The sequence below is a fragment of the Rhizobium sp. BR 317 genome, from assembly GCF_047445835.1.
Taxonomy (GTDB): Bacteria; Pseudomonadota; Alphaproteobacteria; order Rhizobiales; family Rhizobiaceae; genus Rhizobium; species Rhizobium paranaense.
Map to the genome: position 1 here is coordinate 1 of NZ_JARWLB010000084.1, position 2616 is coordinate 2616.

General features: G+C 51.8%; 4 protein-coding genes. All 4 read right to left on the bottom strand.

Annotated features, from left to right (window positions below; all coding sequences use genetic code 11):
• The coding region (locus QD357_RS31800; protein WP_414125975.1) for a TetR/AcrR family transcriptional regulator at positions 1 to 188 on the bottom strand (188 nt) is incomplete at its 3' end.
• A 130-nt stretch (positions 189 to 318) separates the two neighbouring features.
• On the bottom strand, positions 319 to 1422 hold the full coding sequence (locus tag QD357_RS31805; RefSeq protein ID WP_414125978.1) for an extracellular solute-binding protein: 1104 nt from the start codon (positions 1420 to 1422) through the stop codon (positions 319 to 321).
• Between the two features lie 30 nt (positions 1423 to 1452).
• Positions 1453 to 2253 carry an ABC transporter permease gene (locus tag QD357_RS31810; protein ID WP_414125980.1) on the bottom strand — a complete coding sequence of 267 codons (801 nt, stop codon included), beginning with the start codon at positions 2251 to 2253 and terminating at the stop codon, positions 1453 to 1455.
• Positions 2246 to 2616, bottom strand: a 371-nt coding sequence (locus QD357_RS31815; RefSeq protein ID WP_414125982.1) for an ABC transporter permease, incomplete at its 5' end; no start/stop codon positions are given. The genes QD357_RS31810 and QD357_RS31815, both read right to left, overlap by 8 nt.

Genomic DNA, 2616 nt, shown 5'->3' on the forward strand with positions numbered 1-2616 from the left:
AAATAGTACCTGATAAGTGCTTGGTTGACGCCAGCTTTGTTGGCGATATCGCGCATTTTCGCCCCGGCGAACCCCTCATCCGCGAAGATCAGTTCAGCAGCATCTAAAATCAGATCCCTATAGTMGATGCCGAGCGTAGGCCKACCGGGTTTGCGTTTTGTGTTCCCGGCCTTCGCTCGTTCTAGCATCACTTCTCCGCCCATTCTTGCACCGAACATCTTGGTAAACTGAGGACACGGATCATTAACGGTGGAATTGGACTAAGACAATGGGCATACGGGCAAATCAACGGCCGAACCCCTACTCACGAGCAGCGCATCAAGACGAAAAAATCATCGGCAGACCGCACCAAGCAACCTGCCGATCTGCCGATGTAGTCGTTGGGCCMTACATTTTTAGCTCTGTCCAAATCCTACCATAGATTTGCTGAATTTCTGGCGAACAGGTCTCATTCCAATATGAATGACCAGCCAACTTTTCGGGTACAACAAACTCAGGTGATGTGGTCAGTTCCTTATCCATGTACTGCTCTGAGCCGTCGATGCCATTAGGGTACTTCAGGTAGTTTGAAAGCATGGCGGCGTTTTGCGGATCCATCATAAAGTTCATAAAGAGCTWTGCGTTGTCGAGATTTTTCGCACCCGAGAGAATGGCAAGGTTGTCCATAGCTAGACCGTAGCCGGTTTGCGGGTAGCCATAGGCAATGTCAGGATTGCGTTGCCGTTTAATGAAGGCTGGACCACCCCAGTCACTTGTGGCAGCAAAGTCACCCTTTACCATCGGATCGATTGTGTTGTAATCCATGGAGATCCAATGTTTTTTGGCTTCAAGCAGCTTGTCGCKGACTTTTCGCAACAGTGCTTTATCATCCGTACAAATCTTGTCTCCTCCAAGATAGTGGATCGCCAAGCCCATGACGTMCATCATCTMGGGAATGATGTTGATCTTGCCCTGCAGTTCCGGAGGCGGGTCGAATAGTATGGCCGCAGTGTTGATGTCGCCCTTATAAATGGAAGTGTTCACGCTGACGCCGACGGTTGCCCAATCCCAGGKGATGCTATATTCGCGACCTGGATCGAAACTCACATCAACCCAGCGCTTGTTGACGTTGCGGAAATTMTCGAGCTTGTTAGGCTCGGACTTCAGCAATAAACCCTCATGAACAAAGATGGGGATGTATGTCGCCGCTGCGACGATCATGTCGAAGTCGTTTCCACCGGCCTTCAGCTTTGCKAGCGCTGTATMGCTACTATCGTACTCCGAGAATGTGACCTTGACATCGTATTGTTCCTCAAACTTCTTGATCATCTCGGGGCTMCAAAGATCCCCCCAGCTGTAGATATTCAAGATACCTWCCGCAGAAGCCGGGATCGAGGTAAGTAGCAGCACTCCTGCGGCGATTGAAGCTGTCATTCTGTTCATGTTTGTTCCCTTTCTGTTGGTGTTATTCTATTATTTGCGGTTACGACCAAGTAAATAAGTCGCGACAACGAACAACACGGATACAAGTAGTAGCGCCGTGGAGATTGCGTTGATTTCAGGCGTCACCCTTCTGCGAAGCTGACCGAGCATGTACGTGGGCAGGGTTTCTTGTCCCGCGGATTTCACAAATTCCGTGATGACCACATTGTMGAGCKAGATCACGAAAGCGAGCATCCAGCCAGATAACAGGCCCGGCCAAAGCTGCGGCAAGGTGATGTAGCGGAACACTTCGACTGGCCGGGCGTAAAGATCTGCTCCGGCTTGCTCCAAGCTTAGGTCCATGCCCTTGAGCCGCGCCCGAACCGGCATATAGGCGAAAGGGATGCAGAAAGCTGAATGCGCGATCACCAAATAGATCATGCCGGTATAGCCAGTGGCCACTTTCAGCAGGGAAAAGAAGCTGAGCAAACCAACTGCGGTAACAATTTCTGGGACCATGAGCGGCTGGTTGACTACTGCAAGCGCAAGTCCTTGCCCTTTCCATTGGCGCCCCCGCGTCGTCGCCAACGCGAAGAGAACGCCGCTTATAGTTGCGATCGTCGCCGCGATGGCCGCGAGCGCCAACGAGCGAGTTGCTGCCTCCTGCACCMCGCCATTTTGCCATGCCGAGGCATACCAGCGGAAAGAAAAACCCTCCCAGATAGAAAGCGCCTCGCCAGCATTGAAAGAATAAATGACGAGAAGGACGATGGGCATGTAAAGCACGAGGAAGCATAGCATTGCTACTATGTTCATCCCGGGCATATGACGGATGTCAAACTTCTTAACCATGGAGCCCGTCCTCCTTTTCCGTCGCACGGACAAAGAATATCATCGCAATTCCCACGAGGATTAAGAGCGTMAACGAAAGCGCCGAGCCGAGCGGCCAGTTGCGTAGCGCGCTGAATTGCATGCCAATGAGATTGCCCAACAACAGTTGCTTACCCCCGCCAAGCACCGTCGTTATGACGTAATCGCCGAGGCAAGGAACAAAAACTAGGATGGAACCGGCCACGACTCCGGGCTTGACAATAGGCAAGATAATCTCGCGCATGATCTKAAATGGCCGCGCATACAAATCGTACCCAGCTTCCACGAGGCGGAAATCGAATCGCTCCATCGATGCGTATATCGGAAGGACCATGAGGGGCAGAT